The 20,654-nt window shown below is 58.8% G+C and carries 20 protein-coding genes; 13 read left to right on the top strand and 7 right to left on the bottom strand.

Annotated elements, in window-relative coordinates; genetic code table 11:
* Positions 1-26: 26 nt before the first annotated feature.
* The 4 genes from metG (at position 27) to K5K89_RS06790 (ending at position 4,144) form a co-directional block, all read left to right on the top strand.
* Positions 27-2,078 (top strand): methionine--tRNA ligase, encoded by a 2,052-nt coding sequence (gene metG, locus K5K89_RS06805; protein WP_222541079.1) that lies wholly within the window; start codon positions 27-29, stop codon positions 2,076-2,078.
* A gap of 121 nt (positions 2,079-2,199) precedes the next feature.
* A complete protein-coding gene (gene rsxB / locus K5K89_RS06800; RefSeq protein ID WP_093527698.1) occupies positions 2,200-3,156 on the top strand; it encodes an electron transport complex subunit RsxB in 957 nt (318 codons plus the stop codon).
* Positions 3,157-3,218: 62 nt separating this feature from the next.
* Positions 3,219-3,857 (top strand): endonuclease III, encoded by a 639-nt coding sequence (gene nth / locus K5K89_RS06795; protein ID WP_071488717.1) that lies wholly within the window; start codon positions 3,219-3,221, stop codon positions 3,855-3,857.
* A 107-nt stretch (positions 3,858-3,964) separates the two neighbouring features.
* Complete coding sequence (locus tag K5K89_RS06790) at positions 3,965-4,144, top strand: PA3496 family putative envelope integrity protein (RefSeq protein WP_071488716.1); 180 nt, start codon at positions 3,965-3,967, stop codon at positions 4,142-4,144.
* A gap of 84 nt (positions 4,145-4,228) precedes the next feature.
* On the opposite strand, the gene K5K89_RS06785 is transcribed toward K5K89_RS06790, so the two are convergent.
* The 3 genes from K5K89_RS06785 to K5K89_RS06775 all read right to left on the bottom strand — a co-directional run bounded on the left by K5K89_RS06785 (position 4,229) and on the right by K5K89_RS06775 (position 7,740).
* Entirely contained in the window at positions 4,229-4,861 is a 633-nt protein-coding gene (locus tag K5K89_RS06785; RefSeq protein WP_058423776.1) for a response regulator transcription factor, read from the bottom strand.
* 623 nt (positions 4,862-5,484) lie between these two features.
* The gene (locus K5K89_RS06780; protein WP_010212738.1) at positions 5,485-6,702 is read right to left on the bottom strand and encodes an argininosuccinate synthase; all 1,218 of its coding nucleotides are present in this window, start codon (positions 6,700-6,702) and stop codon (positions 5,485-5,487) included.
* A gap of 129 nt (positions 6,703-6,831) precedes the next feature.
* Positions 6,832-7,740 carry a flagellar protein MotY gene (locus K5K89_RS06775; RefSeq protein WP_071488715.1) on the bottom strand — a complete coding sequence of 303 codons (909 nt, stop codon included), beginning with the start codon at positions 7,738-7,740 and terminating at the stop codon, positions 6,832-6,834.
* A gap of 156 nt (positions 7,741-7,896) precedes the next feature.
* Between K5K89_RS06775 and pyrC the strand changes: the two genes are divergently transcribed.
* Positions 7,897-8,943 carry a dihydroorotase gene (gene pyrC, locus K5K89_RS06770; protein WP_222541078.1) on the top strand — a complete coding sequence of 349 codons (1,047 nt, stop codon included), beginning with the start codon at positions 7,897-7,899 and terminating at the stop codon, positions 8,941-8,943.
* Positions 8,940-9,611, top strand: coding sequence for a ribonuclease T (gene rnt, locus K5K89_RS06765; RefSeq protein WP_010564138.1), 672 nt, complete (start codon positions 8,940-8,942; stop codon positions 9,609-9,611). The genes pyrC and rnt overlap by 4 nt, the downstream gene beginning before the upstream one ends.
* 64 nt (positions 9,612-9,675) lie before the next feature.
* On the opposite strand, the gene K5K89_RS06760 is transcribed toward rnt, so the two are convergent.
* Complete coding sequence (locus tag K5K89_RS06760; protein WP_003172097.1) at positions 9,676-10,278, bottom strand: peroxiredoxin; 603 nt, start codon at positions 10,276-10,278, stop codon at positions 9,676-9,678.
* Between the two features lie 244 nt (positions 10,279-10,522).
* On the opposite strand from K5K89_RS06760, the gene K5K89_RS06755 reads away from it, so the two are divergent.
* The gene (locus tag K5K89_RS06755; protein WP_083351544.1) at positions 10,523-10,741 is read left to right on the top strand and encodes a bacterioferritin-associated ferredoxin; all 219 of its coding nucleotides are present in this window, start codon (positions 10,523-10,525) and stop codon (positions 10,739-10,741) included.
* A gap of 201 nt (positions 10,742-10,942) precedes the next feature.
* Entirely contained in the window at positions 10,943-11,413 is a 471-nt protein-coding gene (gene bfr / locus K5K89_RS06750; RefSeq protein ID WP_071488713.1) for a bacterioferritin, read from the top strand.
* Positions 11,414-11,482: 69 nt separating this feature from the next.
* On the opposite strand, the gene grxD is transcribed toward bfr, so the two are convergent.
* The gene (grxD, locus tag K5K89_RS06745) at positions 11,483-11,821 is read right to left on the bottom strand and encodes a Grx4 family monothiol glutaredoxin (protein WP_016970749.1); all 339 of its coding nucleotides are present in this window, start codon (positions 11,819-11,821) and stop codon (positions 11,483-11,485) included.
* Between the two features lie 77 nt (positions 11,822-11,898).
* Complete coding sequence (locus K5K89_RS06740; protein ID WP_222541077.1) at positions 11,899-14,007, bottom strand: molybdopterin oxidoreductase family protein; 2,109 nt, start codon at positions 14,005-14,007, stop codon at positions 11,899-11,901.
* A gap of 435 nt (positions 14,008-14,442) precedes the next feature.
* Here K5K89_RS06740 and argF point away from each other — a divergent pair, with 435 nt between their 5' ends.
* Positions 14,443-15,363: an ornithine carbamoyltransferase gene (argF, locus tag K5K89_RS06735; RefSeq protein ID WP_010212747.1), complete on the top strand. Its 921-nt coding sequence runs from the start codon at positions 14,443-14,445 to the stop codon at positions 15,361-15,363.
* The gene (locus tag K5K89_RS06730) at positions 15,360-16,466 is read left to right on the top strand and encodes an ABC transporter ATP-binding protein (protein WP_222541076.1); all 1,107 of its coding nucleotides are present in this window, start codon (positions 15,360-15,362) and stop codon (positions 16,464-16,466) included. The genes argF and K5K89_RS06730 overlap by 4 nt, the downstream gene beginning before the upstream one ends.
* A 7-nt stretch (positions 16,467-16,473) precedes the next feature.
* On the opposite strand, the gene ybaK is transcribed toward K5K89_RS06730, so the two are convergent.
* Positions 16,474-16,944 carry a Cys-tRNA(Pro) deacylase gene (gene ybaK, locus K5K89_RS06725; protein ID WP_071488710.1) on the bottom strand — a complete coding sequence of 157 codons (471 nt, stop codon included), beginning with the start codon at positions 16,942-16,944 and terminating at the stop codon, positions 16,474-16,476.
* Between the two features lie 329 nt (positions 16,945-17,273).
* On the opposite strand from ybaK, the gene K5K89_RS06720 reads away from it, so the two are divergent.
* The 3 genes from K5K89_RS06720 to K5K89_RS06710 all read left to right on the top strand — a co-directional run bounded on the left by K5K89_RS06720 (position 17,274) and on the right by K5K89_RS06710 (position 20,554).
* Positions 17,274-18,131: an MIP/aquaporin family protein gene (locus tag K5K89_RS06720; protein ID WP_071488709.1), complete on the top strand. Its 858-nt coding sequence runs from the start codon at positions 17,274-17,276 to the stop codon at positions 18,129-18,131.
* A 78-nt stretch (positions 18,132-18,209) separates the two neighbouring features.
* The gene (gene glpK / locus K5K89_RS06715; RefSeq protein WP_071488708.1) at positions 18,210-19,715 is read left to right on the top strand and encodes a glycerol kinase GlpK; all 1,506 of its coding nucleotides are present in this window, start codon (positions 18,210-18,212) and stop codon (positions 19,713-19,715) included.
* Positions 19,716-19,798: 83 nt separating this feature from the next.
* The gene (locus K5K89_RS06710) at positions 19,799-20,554 is read left to right on the top strand and encodes a DeoR/GlpR family transcriptional regulator (protein WP_034118315.1); all 756 of its coding nucleotides are present in this window, start codon (positions 19,799-19,801) and stop codon (positions 20,552-20,554) included.
* The last annotated feature ends 100 nt before the right edge of the window (positions 20,555-20,654 follow it).

Raw genomic sequence — 20,654 nt, 5'->3', positions numbered from 1 at the left:
TCCGTTTCATCAAGTAGCCGAGCCCCATGTCCGAGCCACGCAAGATCCTCGTCACCAGCGCCCTGCCCTATGCCAATGGTTCCATCCATCTTGGCCATATGCTTGAGTACATCCAGACCGATATGTGGGTGCGCTTCCAGAAGCATCGCGGCAACCAATGCATTTATGTCTGCGCGGACGACGCCCACGGTTCGGCCATCATGTTGCGCGCCGAAAAGGAAGGCATCACCCCGGAACAACTGATCGCCAACGTGCAGGCTGAACACAGCGCCGACTTTGCCGAGTTCCTGGTGGATTTCGACAACTTCCACTCGACCCACTCCGAAGAAAACCGTGAACTGTCGAGCCAGATCTACCTGCGGCTCAAGGAAGCCGGGCATATCGACCAGCGTTCGGTGACCCAGTATTTCGACCCGGAAAAGAAAATGTTCCTGGCCGACCGTTTCATCAAGGGGACCTGCCCGAAATGCGGCACTGAAGACCAGTACGGCGACAACTGTGAAAAGTGCGGCGCAACCTATGCACCCACTGATCTGAAGGATCCCAAATCGGCGATCTCCGGTGCTACCCCGGTGCTCAAGGATTCCCAGCACTTCTTCTTCAAGCTTCCGGATTTCCAGCAGATGCTGCAAACCTGGACCCGCAGCGGCACCCTGCAGGATGCCGTGGCCAACAAACTCTCCGAATGGCTCGACAGCGGCCTGCAGCAGTGGGACATCTCCCGGGATGCGCCGTACTTCGGCTTCGAGATCCCGGGCGAGCCGGGCAAATACTTCTATGTGTGGCTGGATGCGCCGATCGGTTACATGGCCAGCTTCAAGAACCTTTGCGACCGCACGCCGGAGTTGGACTTCGACACGTTCTGGAGCAAGGATTCCAGCGCCGAGCTGTACCACTTCATCGGCAAGGACATCGTCAACTTCCACGCCCTGTTCTGGCCGGCGATGCTCGAAGGTTCGGGCTACCGCAAGCCAACCGGCATTGCCGTACACGGCTACCTGACGGTCAACGGCCAGAAAATGTCCAAGTCCCGTGGCACTTTTATCAAGGCACGCACCTACCTGGACCATCTGTCCCCGGAATACCTGCGCTACTACTACGCGTCCAAACTGGGCCGTGGCGTCGACGACCTGGACCTGAACCTGGAAGACTTCGTACAAAAGGTCAACTCGGACCTGGTCGGTAAAGTCGTCAACATCGCCAGCCGTTGCGCCGGGTTTATCCACAAGGGCAACGCGGGTGTACTGGTAGCCGAGAACGCTGCGCCGGAACTCACCGATGCCTTCCTGGCCGCCGCGCCGAGTATTGCCGACGCCTATGAAGCCCGCGACTTCGCCCGTGCCATGCGCGAGATCATGGGCCTGGCCGACCGCGCCAACGCCTGGATCGCCGACAAGGCACCATGGTCGCTGAACAAGCAGGAAGGCAAGCAGGCGGAAGTCCAGGCGATATGCGCCACAGGCATCAACCTGTTCCGCCAGTTGGTGATCTTCCTCAAACCCGTGCTGCCACTGCTGGCCGCCGACGCCGAGGCGTTCCTCAACGTGGCGCCGCTGACCTGGAACGATCACGCCACCCTGCTCGGCAATCATCAGTTGAACGAGTTCAAGCCACTGATGACCCGTATCGACCCGGTGAAAGTCCAGGCCATGACCGACGCTTCGAAAGAAGACCTGGTCGCCAGCCAGACCGACACTGGCGAATCGACGCCGGCGGGTAATGGCGAGCTGGCCAAGGATCCGATTTCCGCGGAAATCGACTTCGACGCTTTTGCTGCAGTGGACCTGCGTGTCGCGCTGATCGTCAAGGCCGAAGCCGTGGAGGGCGCCGACAAGTTGCTGCGCCTGACACTGGACCTCGGCGGCGAGCAACGTAACGTGTTCTCCGGGATCAAGAGCGCTTACCCGGACCCGTCCAAACTCGATGGCCGCCTGACCATGATGATCGCCAACCTCAAGCCTCGGAAAATGAAGTTCGGCGTGTCTGAAGGCATGGTAATGGCGGCCGGCCCTGGTGGCAAAGAGATCTACCTGCTCAGCCCTGACAGTGGTGCCAAGCCGGGTCAGCGCATCAAGTAAGCTACCTTGTATGGGCATGTTGTGGTGAAGGAGCTTGTTGTGGCGAGCGGGCATGCCCCGCTCACCACAACAAATCCCTGCCCTCCCATTAAACCCAGTTTGCTATGCCTGTGATCACAGCATGAACCTCATTCAACGCATCGACGCACTGCTGCCGCAGACCCAATGCGGCAAGTGCGGGCACCCGGGTTGCAAGCCTTACGCGGAGGGCATCACCCGTGGCGAGGCGATCAACAAGTGCCCGCCCGGTGGCCAGGAAACCATCGCCGACGTTGCACGGTTGCTGCAGGTGCCGGTGCTGGATCTGGACGCCAGTCGCGGGGAAGCACCCGCCCAGGTTGCCTACATCCGCGAAGCTGAGTGCATCGGTTGCACCAAGTGCATCCAGGCCTGCCCCGTAGACGCAATCGTCGGCGCCGCCAAGCTGATGCACACCGTCATCATGGATGAATGCACCGGTTGCGACCTCTGCGTCGCGCCCTGCCCCGTCGACTGCATTGAAATGCACCCGACAACCACTGTATTGCCGATTGTCGGTGGCCTGGCGACAAATGATCAGCAACGCCATGAACGCCACCTCAAGCGCGACCGGGCAAGGCGGCGGTATGAGCAACGCAATGCGCGCCTGCAACGGGAGGAAGCGCAAAAACTCGCTGAACGCCAGGCCCGGACCAAGCGCTCCGTGCCGGTTTTACCTGTGCAAGCCGATACGGCACAGGATGTCGCGATCAAGAAAGCTAAAATCGCTGTCGCAATGAGCCGGGCCCAATTGCACAAATCCTTGAAGGCGTTTGGTCACCCTCCGACCTTTGAACAGCAGTCGCAGTTGATCATCCTGCAACGGCAATTCGAAGCGGCGGAACAAGCGCTGGCTGCCTTGGAGGTGGGTGTCGTACCGAAAGCAGCGACGTCATCCAGCAACACTGCTGATCTGAAACGCGCCAAAATCCAGCTGGCGATGCGTCGAGCGGAACTGAAGAAAGCCCAGGACCTGAACATCGAACCTCGGCAACTCGCCGAGGCGCAACGCAAGCTGGAGGACGCGCAGCGCCAAATGGATGCGCTCAACAACGCCTGATCTGCAAACCGGGTGTGTGTTGATACAATCCCGCCGACCTTCTGCAAGGAACCCACCGCCCCATGAACGCCGCAAAACGCCTGGAAATATTCCGCAGGCTTCACGAAGACAATCCAGAACCCAAGACCGAACTGGCCTACACCTCGCCGTTCGAGTTGCTGATTGCGGTGATCCTGTCGGCCCAATCCACCGACGTCGGCGTCAATAAGGCCACGGCCAAGCTGTATCCCGTGGCGAACACACCAGAGGCGATCTATGCCCTGGGTGTGGAAGGATTGTCTGAGTACATCAAGACCATCGGTCTGTATAACAGCAAAGCCAAAAACGTTATCGAGACCTGCCGCCTGCTGGTGGAACTGCATGGCGGTGAAGTGCCACAAACCCGTGAAGCCTTGGAAGCCCTGCCAGGAGTCGGTCGTAAAACTGCCAATGTGGTGCTCAACACCGCGTTCAGGCAACTGACGATGGCGGTGGACACCCATATCTTCCGGGTCAGCAACAGAACCGGCATTGCCCGTGGCAAGAACGTGGTTGAGGTCGAAAAGCAGTTGATGAAGTTTGTACCCAAGCCCTATCTACTGGACTCTCACCATTGGCTGATCCTTCATGGACGCTACGTTTGCCAGGCCCGCAGGCCGCGTTGCGGCAGCTGTCGTATCGAAGACCTGTGCGAATACAAGGACAAGACGTCCGACGATTGAGGGATCATTGGTTTTCTCGATCAGCCGATTGAAAAAATCTTTTTTACCCGATCATGGATTATCGTTATAAGGAGCGCCAACGGCAGTCCTAGCCCGGAGTGAACCTTATGAGCACTGGCAAAGAACAACTGGAAGTGGAAGACGACCTTGTTGAGTCGGATGATGATGGGGCAGAAGCACCCGTTGAGGTAGCCAAGACCAATTTGAGCAAACGCCGCACCATCGACAATCTTCTGGAAGAACGACGCTTGCAAAAACAGCTGGCAGATTACGACTTCGATCTGTGATCGAACTGTCGACGGCCGGAAGCCTCCCTTACGGAGGCTTTTTTCTGCCGGTTACCCAGACAATGTGCGCTGCAGTGCCCTCCTCTATACCAAGCCGTTGCGCTGGGCCAGTTCGATCAGGTCCACAAGGGAGCGGGCGTTGAGTTTGAGCAGCAAACGTGTCTTGTAGGTGCTGACGGTCTTGTTGCTGAGGAACATGCCGTCGGCAATCTCCTTGTTGGTTCGGCCCCGGGCCAACTGCTGCAATACCATCATTTCCCGACCCGACAGACGCTCGACCATATCGGCCTCGCTGGCATTGCCCATGGTGGAGCGTACCGAGTTGAGTGCCTGGTTGGGGAAGTAGCTGTAGCCCGACAGCACCGCCTTGATCGCACTCAGCAACTCGGTCAGGTCCTGTTGCTTGCACACGTAGCCGGCAGCCCCCGCCTGCATGCAACGCATGGAAAAATGGCCAGGGGCCTGTGACGTCAGCACCAGCACCTTGAAGGGCACGGATTGCTTGGTAGAAGACAGCCGGCAAATAACTTCCAGCCCGTCAAGTTTGGGAATCCCGATATCCAGTATGACAATGTCCGGCATATGCTCCCGTGCAAGTTGCAATGCATCGACACCGTTATCGGTCTCGGCAACGACCTCATAACCATGACGTTCCATTAGCATACGCACAGCAAGACGAATGACGGGATGATCATCCACGATCAGCACTTTATTCATGAGAAAGTCCAATTTCGCTGTTCGAATTATTTAGAGCAAGCACAATAGCCTAGTCGTTTCCTGGTTGGCATAGCGTTCCCCCCCGAGCAACAGCAAGCAGAGACCCACCCCACAGCGATAAAGGAATCGCCCTACAAAAAAACGCTAACTCAGATGTATCCAGTTTTATAGATCCTTTCAGACCTTTCCGGGGACTTACATATTTTGAGTGAAATATCCATGGAGTATCTGGGGGTGGGTAAACGTGCCGCACACAACTCTCAGGAAATGCCCCTTCCCTCTGCACTCCACTCAGGAATCCCGACAAGAAATGTCCGACTGTTTTAGTTCCATTCAACATATTCTCTTACATCCTTAATTCCTACAGCGTATTCCGCGCTTTATACGTTTACCTCACTTTCATGAGTGAATCTTCTGTAAGACCAGTTCCTAGGCAGGTGTAAAAAAATCATTCGCCCTACAAACTTTCAACAACAGCACCCTCGAAGGCGCATTTGAAAATGCGTCGACTGAAAAATATCAACAAATGTTTAACCATCTATAAACATCGCAATTCCACACAAAATCCATAGGCAAAAAAAATGGCCCCTGAATAAGGGGCCATTCTTTAAACCGGCTGAGACTTAGAACAACGAGCGACCTTTGTTGGCCGCAATGCGCATGCGCAGTGCGTTCAACTTGATAAAGCCTGCTGCGTCCGCCTGGTTGTAGGCGCCGCCATCTTCTTCGAAGGTAGCGATGTTGGCGTCGAACAGCGACTCATCAGACTTGCGACCGGTGACGATCACGTTGCCCTTGTACAGCTTCAGGCGCACAACGCCGTTCACATGCACCTGGGAAGCATCGATCATCTGTTGCAGCATCAGACGCTCAGGGCTCCACCAGTAGCCGGTGTAGATCAGGCTGGCGTACTTGGGCATCAGCTCGTCTTTGAGGTGAGCCACTTCGCGGTCCAGGGTGATGGATTCGATGGCCCGGTGGGCGCGCAGCATGATGGTGCCGCCTGGGGTTTCGTAGCAACCACGGGACTTCATGCCCACGTAGCGGTTCTCGACGATGTCGAGACGGCCGATACCGTGTTCGCCACCGATACGGTTCAAGGTCGCCAGCACAGTGGCCGGGGTCATTTCGACGCCGTCCAGCGCGACGATGTCGCCATTGCGGTAGGTCAGTTCCAGGTATTGCGGCTTGTCTGGAGCGTTCTCCGGGGAGACGGTCCATTTCCACATGTCTTCTTCGTGCTCGGTCCAGGTGTCTTCCAGCACGCCGCCTTCATAGGAGATGTGCAGCAGGTTGGCATCCATCGAGTACGGGGACTTCTTCTTGCCGTGACGCTCGATCGGGATCGCGTGCTTTTCAGCGTAATCCATCAGTTTTTCACGGGACAGCAGGTCCCATTCACGCCAAGGGGCGATCACTTTCACGCCTGGCTTGAGTGCATAGGCGCCCAGTTCGAAACGCACCTGGTCGTTACCCTTGCCGGTAGCACCATGGGAAATGGCGTCGGCGCCGGTTTCGTTGGCGATTTCGATCAGGCGCTTGGCGATCAGCGGACGTGCGATGGAAGTACCCAGCAGGTACTCGCCTTCGTAGACGGTGTTGGCGCGAAACATCGGGAAGACGAAATCGCGGACGAACTCTTCGCGCAGGTCGTCAATGTAGATCTCTTTCACGCCCATGGCTTGCGCCTTGGCACGTGCAGGTTCGACCTCTTCGCCCTGACCCAGGTCAGCGGTGAAGGTCACCACTTCACAGTTATAAGTATCCTGCAGCCACTTGAGGATCACCGAAGTGTCCAGGCCGCCGGAATACGCGAGAACGACCTTGTTTACGTCGGCCATGCCATCACTCCACGGGGTTGTACGGAAAGGTGTCGATTCTACCGACCAAAACCGTGGATTTACAGGGGCGCGACAGCAAATGAAGATAAAGCGACAGATTATGTCGAACGGGCGACCGATGGTCGCACCTTAAGACGTGTGTGCAGGGTTACTTGCGCCAGTGGCTTGGGGCGCCGGCTTCTCGGGGGCTGCCACGCGTTCAAGCTGGATATTCACACGACGATTGCGTGCCCGGTTGGCCGCATTGGTGTTGGGCGCAAGGGGGTAGCTTTCGCCATGGAAGCGCAGGGTGATCTGCGACTCCTGGATACCGTTGGCCTTGAAGTAGTCCATCACCGCCAAGCCACGGCGGCGAGAGACGTCGCGATTGGTCAGGCGGTTGCCGCTGTTGTCCGAATGGCCATTCAACTCGATATGGTTGACCGTCGGGTCGGCTTTCATGAATGCAAGAATCACGTCGAGTTTCTTCTTGGCGGCTGCGTCCAACTCGATACCGCCCCCAGGGAATCCGACTTCGGTCTGTTTGACCTGATCGTAATTCATCGGCAACAGCTTGGCGGTGCACAGCTGGTAGTCGTTATAAGCCTTATTGAATTTCACCGGCAACAAGCGGATTTCGGAGTAGCCGCCTTCACGGCCGTAGTGGCGGACCGTCGGGCTGCGCCCTTCCAGCAGTCCGGTGAACAGGCGACCGGCCTGGGCCTGCGAGCTATTGAACAACACATCGCCACTACCGGCACGCACGGCGCCGAGGTTGATATCGCCTCGGCCTGGCTGCCAAGGGGCGGCGGCAGCCAACAAGGTGGCCGAGCCTGTGCCCAGCGAACCGTTATAGGCTTTCAGACGAAATATTGCCTGCTCACCCGCCCGGCGCACGAACTCACCCGAACCGAAGTCTGTGATCGGCTGGGTCAGACGGCACTCGAACTGGTCGCCCTCTACCTTCCACTCAATGTTCTCCAGACGTGTCTGGAACGTGAGGGCCATCGCGGGCAGGCTGGCGAACACACTGAGCAGGGCTAGGTAATGCTGGCGCACGGGAGGCTCCACTGGTTTCTACAACACTTCAAAGCGTCATACATCGATAAGGCATACAAAAGGCTATCGGTTGCATCCTGCAAAACTTGATAGCGAGTGCCTGATAGAGTCTTTTCCGGTAGCATTCCCCCCAGATTGACCCGCCTGGAATCCCCAATGTCCGACCGCCTGACCCTGCTGCGTCCCGACGACTGGCATATTCATCTTCGCGATGGTGCTGCGTTAACCCACACCGTGGCCGATGTAGCGCGTACCTTTGGCCGCGCCATCATCATGCCTAACCTGGTTCCTCCGGTGCGTAACGCCGAGCAAGCCGATGCCTACCGCCAGCGTATCCTCGCTGCACGGCCGGCCGGCAGCCGGTTCGAACCGCTGATGGTGCTGTACCTTACCGACCGCACCCAGCCCGAAGAAATTCGCGAGGCCAAGGCCAGTGGGTTTGTGCACGCCGCCAAACTGTACCCGGCCGGCGCCACCACCAACTCCGATTCCGGCGTGACCAGTATCGACAAGATCCTGCCGGCCATCGAAGCCATGGCCGACGTCGGCATGCCGCTGTTGATCCACGGTGAGGTCACCCGTGGCGATGTGGACGTGTTCGATCGCGAGAAGATCTTCATCGACGAACACATGCGTCGTGTGGTGGAGCTGTTCCCGACCCTCAAGGTCGTGTTCGAGCACATCACCACTGCCGATGCAGTGCAGTTCGTCACCGAGGCCTCGGCCAACGTTGGTGCGACCATCACCGCGCATCACCTGCTGTATAACCGCAACCACATGCTGGTAGGCGGGATTCGGCCGCACTTCTATTGCCTGCCGATCCTCAAGCGCAACACGCACCAGGTGGCCTTGCTGGATGCGGCGACCAGCGGCAATCCGAAGTTTTTCCTCGGCACCGACTCCGCGCCTCACGCCCAGCACGCCAAAGAAGCCGCGTGCGGTTGTGCCGGCTGCTACACCGCCTATGCCGCCATCGAGCTATACGCTGAAGCGTTCGAACAGCGCAACGCCCTGGACAAGCTCGAAGGGTTCGCCAGCCTCAATGGCCCGCGTTTCTACGGCCTGCCGGCGAATACCGATCGCATTACCCTGGTTCGTGAAGACTGGACCGCCCCTGCCAGCCTGCCGTTTGGCGAGCTGACTGTCATCCCGCTGCGCGCCGGTGAAACACTGCGCTGGCGCCTGCTGGAGGAAAGCAAGTGAGTGAAGACCATTACGATGACGAACACGAGCACAGCGGTGGCGGATCCCGTCATCCGATGGCCGAGCGGTTCCGCGGCTATCTGCCGGTTGTCATCGACGTAGAAACCGGTGGTTTCAACTGCGCCACCGATGCGCTGCTGGAAATCGCCGCGACGACTATCGGCATGGACGAACAGGGTTTTGTGTTCCCGGAACACACCCACTTCTTCCGCGTCGAGCCGTTCGAAGGCGCCAATATCGAAGCGGCTGCCTTGGAGTTCACCGGGATCAAGCTCGATCACCCATTGCGCATGGCAGTAAGTGAAGAAGCGGCATTGACCGATATCTTCCGTGGCGTGCGCAAGGCATTGAAGGCCAATGGCTGCAAGCGCGCGATCCTGGTCGGCCACAACAGCAGCTTTGACCTGGGCTTTCTGAATGCCGCCGTGGCGCGGTTGGACATGAAGCGCAACCCGTTTCACCCGTTCTCCAGCTTTGACACCGCTACTCTCGCCGGGCTGGCGTATGGCCAGACCGTGCTGGCCAAAGCCTGCCAGGCAGCCGGCATCGACTTTGACGGTCGTGAGGCTCATTCGGCCCGCTACGACACAGAGAAGACGGCCGAGCTGTTCTGCGGCATCGTCAACCGCTGGAAACAGATGGGCGGCTGGGAAGACTTCAACGACTGAAGTGGAATCACGCGCATAAAAAAACCGGCCTTCTCAGGCCGGTTTTTTTTGCCGCAAACGTGGCTTACAGCTTGCCAGCGTTCTCGGTCAGGTAAGCCGCAACACCTTCCGGCGAAGCGTTCATGCCTTTGTCACCTTTTTTCCAGTTGGCAGGGCAGACTTCGCCGTGCTCTTCGTGGAATTGCAGGGCGTCGACCAGACGGATCAGCTCTTCCATGTTACGACCCAGTGGCAGGTCGTTGATGATCTGGGAGCGAACCACGCCTTTGTCGTCGATCAGGAACGCGCCACGGAAGGCCACGCCGCCTTCGGACTCAACGTCGTAGGCCTTGGCGATGTCGTGCTTCATATCGGCAGCCATGGTGTATTTCACTTTGCCGATGCCGCCATCATTGATGGCGGTGTTGCGCCAGGCGTTGTGGGTGAAATGGGAATCGATGGAAACGGCTACCACTTCAACGTTGCGCGCCTTGAAATCGTCCATGCGGTGGTCCAGAGCGATCAGCTCCGACGGGCAGACGAAGGTGAAGTCCAGCGGGTAGAAGAACACCAGGCCGTATTTGCCTTTGATGGCTTCAGACAGTTTGAAGCTGTCTACGATTTCGCCATTGCCGAGGACGGCAGGTACGTCGAAATCCGGGGCTTGTTTGCCGACGAGTACGCTCATTGGTTATCTCCTGATGTAAGGGTGACGATTGAAGTAAAAGGACCGGCCTCGAGTCTGCCGTTTATAAGCGACAGCCCTGTGACGCAGTCACGCTTCGTGAAGACCGACCATCATACACTGAAAAAACCGTTCGTCAGTGCGGGCACGGTGCCAGTGAATACCTTACGATTCTACTTTGACAATCATTCTCGTTAACATTAAGATCCACCGCACTTAAGCCTTAAACCCGCGATGGTTCTCCCTTATGTATGTGTGCCTCTGTACTGGCGTCACCGACGGAAAAATCCGCGAAGCAATCTATGAAGGTTGCTGCAGCTACAAGGAAGTGCGTGAAGCCACCGGCGTTGCCAGCCAGTGTGGCAAATGTGCTTGCCTCGCCAAGCAAGTGGTACGGGAAACCCTGACACAGCTGCAGACCGCTCAGACCGCGCTCCCCTATTCAGCAGAATTTACACACGCCTGATTAGGCATGTTTTAAAGAACCGGACTTAGTGTCCGGTTTTTTTATGCCCGCAATTCAATAAGTTAGCGCTAAGACGCGGAACACAAACATTCTTATTCCGATTAATTTTCATTTATTATTCAATAACTTAGGTTTGACACTAGGGATTTCGCCGCTCAAACTCCGCTTTATACACAGCGATTACAGGGCAGGACCCCAGTCATGAAAGGCGACATCTCAGTCATCCAGCAACTCAACAAATCCCTTGCCAATGAACTGGTCGCGATCAATCAGTACTTTCTGCATGCACGCATGTATGACGATTGGGGCCTGGAAAAGCTGGGCAAGCGCGAATACAAAGAATCGATCAAGGCCATGAAGGACGCGGACGCGCTGATCAAGCGCATCCTGTTCCTGGAAGGCCTGCCGAACGTGCAGGACCTGGGCAAGCTGAGCATCGGCGAACACACCCAGGAAATGATAAGCAGCGACCTGGGTTTCGAACGCAAGAGCCACAGCGACCTCAAGGCCGCCATTGCTCACTGTGAAACCAAAGGTGACTTCGGCAGCCGCGAACTGCTGGAAGACATCCTGGAAGACCAGGAAGAGCACATCGACTGGCTGGAAACCCAACTGGGCCTGATCGATAAAGTCAGCCTGGAAAACTACCTGCAGTCGCAGATGGGCGAGTAACCCCGCTTCCTGTAGAAGCAAAAAAGCCCCGCTCTCTCTCGAGAAGCGGGGCTTTTTATTGCAGGCCAATCACGCGTCGGTCTTGGCCGCCGCATTTGCCGCTGCTTCTTTGATCAGCGTTTGCAACGAACCATCAGCCGCCATCTCAACGATGATGTCGCTGCCGCCGACCAGTTCACCGGCAACCCACAGTTGTGGGAAGGTCGGCCAGTTGGCGTACTTCGGCAGGTTGGCGCGGATTTCAGGGTTTTGCAGGATATCCACGTAAGCGAATTTCTCGCCGCACGCCATGATGGCCTGGGAAGCTTTCGCGGAGAAACCGCACTGAGGAGCATTAGGCGCGCCCTTCATGTAAAGCAGAATGGTGTTGTTGGCAATCTGCTCTTTGATCGTTTCGATGATATCCATGGAACACCTCGGCTGGAACTTTGCGACTCACAGGTCGGCACGGTGGCGCATTGTAACGCAAAATTCCAGCGTGGTGCTCAGGCGGCTGCTACCTGCACCGGAACGCCATTGAGTGCGGCATTGCCCGACAACTCATCCAACTGCCGCTCGTCGGTCAAATCGTTGGCGCTCGCCCCCGGCTGTCCGCTGGCGATTGTCATCTGCACGCCTGGACGGCCATGGCCCCAACCATGCGGAAGGCTGACTACGCCGGGCATCATGTCCAGGCTGGCCAGGACTTCCACTTCAATCATGCCGATGCGCGAACTCACGCGCACGCGCTGCCCATCGCTCAACTGTCGACTGGCCAGGTCATCCGGGTGCATGAGCAATTGATGACGTGGCTTGCCCTTCACCAGCCGATGGTAGTTGTGCATCCAGGAATTATTGCTGCGCACGTGACGGCGGCCGATCAACAGCAGTTCATCGGCCACTGGCAACGGCTGCGCGGCAAAACGCGCCAGGTCGGCAAGGATCACCCCCGGCGCCGCCTGCACCTTGCCATCAACGGTTTTCAAGCGTGCCGCAAGATTGGGCTGCAGCGGCCCCAAGTCCACACCATGAGGATGGTCCGCCAGCACGGCCACCGACAACTTGTGGCTGGACGCATCACCGTACACCCCGGCACGCAGCCCGAAGTCGATCATCTGCGCAGGCGGCATGGTCGGCTTGAGCACCGCGCCCGTCTGTGCGGCAAAGGCCTTGGCCAGGCCGACAAAGATCTCCCAGTCATGCAGCGCGCCCGCAGGCTTGGGCAGGATTGCGCGATTGAAGCGGGTGACATTGCGCACCGCGAACATATTGAAGGTGGTGTCGTAGTGATCATTCTCCAGCGCCGACGTGGACGGCAGGATCAGGTCGGCATAGCGCGTGGTTTCGTTGATATAAAGGTCGATGCTGACCATGAACTCCAATCCGTCGAGGGCTTGTTCCAACTGCCGGCCGTTGGGCGTCGACAACACCGGGTTGCCCGCCACCGTCACCAACGCACGGATTTGTCCTTCCCCTTCGGTGAGCATTTCTTCGGCCAATGCTGACACCGGAAGCTCGCCGCCATACTCCGGGCGCCCGGAAACCCGGCTTTGCCAACGATTGAAATGCCCACCACCAGTCGATGCAACCAGATCCACCGCCGGCGTAGTGCACAGCGCCCCTCCCACGCGGTCCAGGTTGCCGGTCACCAGGTTGATCAGTTGCACCAGCCAATGGCACAGCGTGCCGAACGCCTGGGTCGATACCCCCATGCGTCCGTAACACACCGCCTTGTCGGCGGCAGCAAAGTCCCGCGCCAACTGGCGGATCTGTTCGGCAGGCACCGCAGACTGACGGCTCATGGCCTCGGCGGTAAAGCCGGTGATGGCGCGACGAACCTCCTCAAGGCCTTCAACCGGCAAATGGCTGGTGCGGGTCAGGTTCTCGCTAAACAACGTGTTGAGCACTCCGAACAGCAATGCCGCATCACCACCCGGGCGCACGAACAGGTGCTGGTCGGCCATCGCCGCCGTCTCGCTGCGCCGTGGGTCGACCACCACCACTCTGCCGCCCCGGGCCTGGATCGCCTTGAGGCGCTTCTCCACATCAGGCACGGTCATGATGCTGCCGTTGGACGCCAGTGGGTTGCCGCCCAGAATCAACATGAAGTCGGTGTGATCTATATCCGGGATTGGCAATAGCAGGCCATGGCCGTACATGAGGTAGCTGGTGAGGTGATGGGGTAACTGGTCTACCGAGGTGGCGGAAAACCGATTGCGCGTCTTCAACTGGCCCAGGAAGTAATTGCTGTGGGTCATCAGTCCGTAGTTGTGCACGCTGGGATTGCCCTGATACACCGCCACTGCATTCTGCCCGTGCCGCGCCTGAATCCCTGAAAGCCGCTCGGCTACAAGCGCAAAGGCGTCTTCCCACGCAATCGGCTGCCATTCACGGCCCACCCGCAGCATCGGCTGGTGCAGGCGGTCGGGGTCATTCTGGATATCCTGCAGCGCCACAGCCTTGGGGCAGATATGCCCGCGACTGAATGTATCCAGCGGATCCCCTTTGATCGAGGTGATCGCCAGGCTGCCGTCGTCGGCCTGGGTGGTTTCCAGGGTCAGGCCACAAATGGCTTCACACAGATGGCAGGCACGGTGGTGGAGAGTCTTGGTCATGGCCAGTCTCTTTTATAGGGGCTTTGATCCCACTATGGGCCGGGAGCGGCAGGCGCGCCAGCAACGTTCGCCACGTGAATCGACCAGCATCAGGCCCGGCCATGAGCAAGCGTGAGCAAATGTTTCAAAACCCGCCCCATAGCCTCTGAAACCGACGCAGCCTGGTCTGCGCCCGCTTCCGCGCATTGCAAAAGGTCTCGGCGCCAGTGTACAAATGGCCCGCTGCTGTCTGGAATTCATCTTCAAAAGCGCTTCGGCGCCCTGCTTGAACACCCTTAAAAACCGTAGCCCTATTGGTAAGACGCGACATTTAATTATAAGATCGCGCCTTCCCCTATTTCGTCGCCCCGTGCGGCTTTCGCCGCAGGTCTCGCCCGTTGTCACAACAAACAAGGCTTTGAGTATCTGCGGTCTGTTGCAAAAAGGTAGTTAATGATGAGCGCAAGGCACTTTCTCTCCCTGATGGATTGCACGCCCGAAGAGCTGGTCAGCGTGATCCGTCGAGGCATTGAGCTTAAAGACCTGCGTAACCGCGGCGTACTGTTCGAGCCTTTGAAAAACCGCGTGCTCGGCATGATCTTCGAGAAGTCGTCGACCCGCACCCGTGTGTCGTTCGAAGCCGGCATGATCCAACTCGGTGGCCAGGCTATCTTCCTGTCCTCGCGCGACACCCAGCTGGGCCGTGGCGAGCCGATCGCCGACAGCGCGAAAGTGATGTCGAGCATGCTCGATGCCGTGATGATCCGTACCTTTGCCCACAGCACCGTGACCGAATTTTCCGCCAACTCCCGTGTACCGGTGATCAACGGCCTGTCCGATGACCTGCACCCGTGCCAACTGCTGGCCGACATGCAAACCTTCCTTGAACACCGTGGCTCGATCCAGGGCAAGACCGTGGCCTGGATCGGCGACGGCAACAACATGTGCAACAGCTATATAGAAGCGGCCATCCAATTCGACTTCCAACTGCGCGTGGCCTGCCCGGAAGGCTACGAGCCTGACGCGCGCTTCCTGGCACAAGCCGGCGACCGCGTGACCCTGGTCCGCGATCCGCGTGACGCGGTGATCGGCGCCCACCTGGTGAGCACCGACGTGTGGACCTCCATGGGCCAGGAAGACGAAACCGCCAAGCGCCTGGCCCTTTTCGCCCCGTATCAGGTGACCCGCGCCCTGCTCGACCTGGCCGCGCCCGATGTCCTGTTCATGCATTGCCTGCCGGCCCACCGTGGTGAAGAGATCAGCACCGACCTGCTCGACGACCCTCGCTCGGTCGCCTGGGACCAGGCTGAAAACCGCCTGCATGCACAAAAGGCCCTGCTCGAATTCCTCGTGCCACCGTCGTACCACCACGCATGAGCCATCCATTACTGCTGAACCTGCGCAACCTGGCATGCGGCTATCAAGATCAACGGGTGGTACAGAACCTCAACCTGCACCTCAATGCGGGCGACATCGGTTGCCTGCTGGGCTCCTCGGGTTGCGGCAAGACCACCACCCTACGAGCGATTGCCGGGTTTGAGCCGGTGCACGAAGGTGAAGTCAGCCTGGCCGGCGAAGTGATCTCCAGTGCCGGGTTCACCTTGGCTCCCGAGAAACGTCGCATCGGCATGGTGTTCCAGGACTACGCGCTGTTTCCTCACCTGAGCGTGGCCGACAACATTGCTTTCGGTATTCGCAAGCACCCGCAAAAAGACCGGGTGGTTGCCGAGTTGCTGGAGCTGGTAAACCTGAAGAACCTGGGCAAGCGCTTCCCTCATGAGCTGTCCGGCGGCCAGCAACAACGCGTCGCCCTCGCCCGAGCCTTGGCGCCAGAACCGGCCTTGCTGTTGCTGGATGAGCCTTTCTCCAACCTAGATGGCGAGTTGCGACGCAAGCTCAGCCACGAAGTGCGCGACATCCTCAATGCACGCGGCACCAGCGCGATCCTGGTGACCCATGACCAGGAAGAAGCCTTCGCCGTCAGCGACCAGGTCGGGGTGTTCAAAGAGGGCCGTCTCGAGCAGTGGGACACGCCCTACAACCTTTATCACGAACCGCAGACACCTTACGTCGCCAGCTTTATCGGCCAGGGTTACTTCATCCGTGGTCAATTGAGCTCGCCGGAATCGGTCAGCACCGAACTGGGTGAGCTGCGCGGCAACCGCGCCTACACCTGGCCTACCGGCGGTGCGGTGGATGTGTTGCTGCGCCCGGATGACATCGTCTACGCGCCGGACAGCGGGTTGAAAGCGCGGATCGTCGGCAAGACGTTCCTCGGCGCATCGACGCTGTACCGCCTGCAACTGCCGACCGGCGCGCAGCTGGAATCGATTTTTCCGAGCCATGCCGATCATCAGGTCGGTGCGGATGTGGGCATTCGAGTGGCCGCCGAACACCTGGTGTTGTTCCAGGCGTCCGGCAGCACGGCCGCACACCTCCCTCCAGTCGAATCCGGCGTACGGCGTTACAGCCCGGTATAAAGCCTCGTCATACCCGGCCAATTTCCGCGAACTTGGCCTGGGTATGCTCAGCCAGCACCGCCGCCGGCAGCTCAACCTCCAAACCCCTCCTCCCCGCGCTCACAAAAATCGTCGCGAACGGCTGCGCCGTCACATCGATAAACGTGCGCAGACGCTTTTTCTGACCCAGCGGGCTGATGCCGCCCAACAGATAGCCAGTGGAGCGTTGCGCGGCCGCCGGGTCGGCCATTTCGACTTTCTTGACCCCTGCCGCGTGCGCCAGGGCCTTCAGATCCAGACTTCCGACGACCGGCACCACTGCCACCAGTAATTCGCCCTTCTCGCTGCTGGCCAGCAAGGTCTTGAACACCTGCGCCGGGTCCAGGCCCAATTTTTCCGCGGCCTCCAGCCCATAGGACGCCGCCTTTGGGTCATGTTCGTAACTGTGGACTCGATGTTCGGCGCGAACTTTTTTCAACAGGTCCAATGCAGGCGTCATGGTATCTCCGAGGCATGGCAAACAGATGGCCAATTCTAGGCCAAGCCCACGTAAAACGCTCTAGTCCGCCCACTCTTGCGGTACACACGCAATGTGACAAGCGTGATCATTCACCAGACCAATAGTTTGAAAGTGACTGACAGTTCACTTTCGACCTTTGACAGCCGTCATTCTTGTCTATATTTTTTCGTTTCCGAATGCTGTAGGAATACACCCGCAGCGTTCAAAGCAGTAAGCCATGGTCGGGATGGGGATCCCTGCCAAGGTGAAAATCGCGCAACAGCCCGTTGAGGTTGTGCGCCAGACAAGAACAACAACTGAGGTTTTCCATGACAACTGCTCTTCAACAGCCTTCACTTTCGAGCCAATGCATGGCCGAATTCCTGGGGACTGCGCTTCTGATCTTCTTCGGTACAGGATGTGTCGCTGCGCTCAAGGTCGCGGGTGCCAGCTTTGGCTTGTGGGAGATCAGTATCATCTGGGGGGTCGGCGTCAGCATGGCGATCTACCTGAGCGCCGGTATTTCCGGAGCCCACCTCAACCCGGCTGTCAGCATCGCGCTGTGCATTTTCGCCGACTTCGAAAAGCGCAAACTGCCCTTCTACATTCTCGCCCAGATCGCCGGCGCCTTCTGCTCGGCGGCCTTGGTGTACACGCTCTACAGCAACCTGTTTTTCGATTACGAACAAACCCACCATATGGTGCGCGGCTCCCAGGCCAGCCTGGAATTGGCGTCGGTGTTCTCCACTTACCCCCATGCGCTGCTGAGCACCGCCCAGGCGTTCCTGGTGGAAATGGTCATCACCGCCATTCTGATGGGCGTGATCATGGCCCTCACCGATGACAACAACGGCCTGCCACGCGGCCCGTTGGCGCCCCTGCTGATCGGCCTGCTGATCGCAGTGATCGGCAGCGCCATGGGCCCGTTGACCGGCTTTGCGATGAACCCGGCGCGGGATTTCGGGCCCAAGCTGATGACCTTTTTTGCGGGTTGGGGTGAAATGGCCTTCACTGGCGGCCGCGATATTCCTTACTTCCTCGTACCGATTTTCGCGCCGATTGTCGGCGCATGCCTCGGCGCCGCGGCCTATCGCGGGCTGATTGCCCGTCACCTGCCGAGCGCCGCACCTGCTATAGCTGAAGCAACACCTGACACGGCTGTCAACGGCAAGACCCGTATTTCCTGATAGCGCCAGCCTGAACGTACCTGCCCTTTTTACGGCCCAGGCTGATTACCGACTTTCTTATTTTCCAAGGCATTCGACATGACCGATATTCAGAATAAGAACTACATCATCGCCCTTGACCAAGGCACCACCAGTTCCCGGGCGATCATCTTCGATCGTGACGCCAACGTGGTCTGCACCGCCCAGCGCGAATTCGCCCAGCATTACCCGCAGGCGGGCTGGGTCGAACATGACCCGATGGAAATCTTCGCCACCCAGAGCGCCGTGATGGTCGAGGCCCTGGCTCAAGCGGGCCTGCACCATGACCAGGTCGCCGCCATCGGTATCACCAACCAGCGTGAAACCACCGTGGTGTGGGACAAAGTCACCGGTCGCCCGATCTACAACGCGATCGTCTGGCAGTGCCGCCGCAGCACCGAGATCTGCCAGCAACTCAAGCGCGACGGCCACGAGCAATACATCGGCGACACCACCGGCCTGGTCACCGACCCGTACTTCTCCGGCACCAAGCTCAAGTGGATCCTCGACAACGTCGAAGGCAGCCGCGAGCGTGCGCGCAACGGCGAGCTGCTGTTCGGCACCGTCGACAGCTGGCTGATCTGGAAATTTACCGGCGGCAAGACCCACGTCACCGACTACACCAACGCTTCGCGCACCATGCTCTTCAACATCCACACCCTGGAGTGGGATGCGAAGATGCTGGAGATCCTCGACGTGCCGCGCGAAATGCTGCCGGAAGTGAAGTCCTCCTCGGAAATCTACGGCCGTACCAAAAGCGGCATCGCCATCGGCGGTATCGCCGGCGACCAACAGGCCGCCCTGTTCGGCCAGATGTGCGTCGAAGCCGGCCAGGCCAAGAACACCTACGGCACCGGCTGCTTCCTGCTGATGAACACCGGCGACAAAGCGGTGAAGTCCAAGCACGGCATGCTCACCACCATCGCCTGCGGTCCGCGTGGCGAAGTGGCCTACGCCCTGGAAGGTGCTGTATTCAACGGCGGTTCCACCGTGCAGTGGCTGCGTGATGAGCTGAAAATCATCAACGATGCCCACGACACCGAATACTTTGCCGGCAAGGTCAAGGACAGCAACGGCGTGTACCTGGTACCCGCGTTTACCGGCCTGGGCGCGCCCTACTGGGACCCGTATGCCCGTGGCGCACTGTTCGGCCTGACCCGTGGCGTACGCGTGGATCACATCATTCGTGCAGCGCTGGAGTCGATTGCCTACCAGACCCGCGACGTGCTCGACGCCATGCAACAGGACTCCGGCGAACGCCTCAAGGCCCTGCGTGTGGACGGCGGCGCGGTGGCCAACAACTTCCTGATGCAATTCCAGGCCGACATCCTCGGCACCCAGGTCGAGCGCCCACAAATGCGTGAAACCACTGCACTCGGCGCCGCCTACCTGGCCGGCCTGGCGTGCGGCTTCTGGGGCAGCCTGGACGAGTTGCGCGGCAAGGCGGTGATCGAGCGCGAATTCGAACCGCAACTGGACGAAGCCGCCAAGGAAAAACTCTACGCCGGTTGGCAAAAAGCTGTCAGCCGCACCCGTGATTGGGAGCCGCACGAAGGCGCTGAATAAGCCAACGTCGGGTTGTAACTGGCAGGGAGCGGATTCCTGCGTCATCATGGGCCACTTTTGTATGGCAGCCCAAAGGACGCCCCATGAATCTGCCTCCCCGCCAACAACAAATCCTCGAACTGGTCCGCGAACGCGGCTATGTCAGTATCGAGGAAATGGCGCAGCTCTTCGTTGTTACCCCGCAAACCATCCGCCGCGATATCAACCAACTGGCGGACGCCAATCTGCTGCGCCGCTACCACGGCGGCGCAGCCTATGACTCCAGCGTCGAAAACACCGCCTACGCCATGCGGGCCGACCAGATGCGCGACGAGAAACAGCGCATCGGCGAAGCCATCGCCGCGCAGATCCCCGATCACGCCTCGTTGTTCATCAATATCGGCACCACCACCGAATCCATCGCCCGTGCGTTACTCAACCACAACCATCTGAAAATCATCACCAACAACCTCAACGTCGCCACCATGCTCAGTGCCAAGGACGACTTCGACGTGCTGCTGACCGGCGGCAATGTGCGGCGTGACGGGGGCGTGGTCGGTCAGGCGAGTGTCGATTTCATCAACCAATTCAAGGTCGACTTTGCCTTAGTGGGCATCAGTGGTATCGATGAAGATGGCAGCTTGCTCGACTTTGACTACCAGGAAGTCCGGGTTTCCCAGGCGATCATCGCTAATGCGCGCCAGGTGATCCTGGCGGCGGACTCCAGCAAGTTCGGGCGCAATGCCATGATTCGCCTGGGGCCGATCAGCCTGGTGGATTGCCTGGTGACGGATCAGCAGCCGGTGCCAGCGTTGGTGCAGTTGCTCAATGACCACAAGGTTCGTCTGGAAGTGGTGTAGCGTCTGCACTGACGCCATCCGGGGCAAGCCCCCTCCCACAGGTTGATCACATTCCAATGTGGGAGGGGGCTTGCCCCCGATAGCTATTGACCAGACCACC

It is taken from the genome of Pseudomonas sp. DR208, from assembly GCF_019823005.1.
Taxonomy (GTDB): Bacteria; Pseudomonadota; Gammaproteobacteria; order Pseudomonadales; family Pseudomonadaceae; genus Aquipseudomonas; species Aquipseudomonas extremorientalis.
The sequence above is the reverse complement of the archived record's forward strand: the minus strand, read 5'-3'. Positions and strand labels throughout refer to the sequence as shown.